The organism is Duganella rhizosphaerae (assembly GCF_040364205.1).
Taxonomy (GTDB): Bacteria; Pseudomonadota; Gammaproteobacteria; order Burkholderiales; family Burkholderiaceae_D; genus Rugamonas; species Rugamonas rhizosphaerae.
In genome coordinates, this window is the sequence record NZ_BPWK01000100.1 from 1 (window position 1) to 211 (window position 211).

The 211-nt window shown below is 67.8% G+C and carries 1 protein-coding gene; it reads left to right on the forward strand.

Annotation, left to right across the window (positions count from 1 at the left end; all coding sequences use genetic code 11):
• The coding region (locus RUGAMON1_RS32790; protein ID WP_445234445.1) for a hypothetical protein at positions 1-211 on the forward strand (211 nt) is incomplete at both ends.

Sequence of the window (211 nt, forward strand, 5' to 3'; positions counted from 1 at the left end):
CGGCGCCGGTGTCGCCCGCGGCTATCTGAACCGCCCAGAGCTGAGCGCCGAACGCTTCATCGCCGACCCGTTCGGCGCTGCCGACGGCCGCCTCTATCGCACCGGCGACCTCGGCCGCTACCTGGCCGACGGCAGCATCGAATACCTGGGCCGTAACGACTTCCAGGTCAAGATCCGCGGCTTCCGCATTGAGCTCGGTGAAATCGAAGCC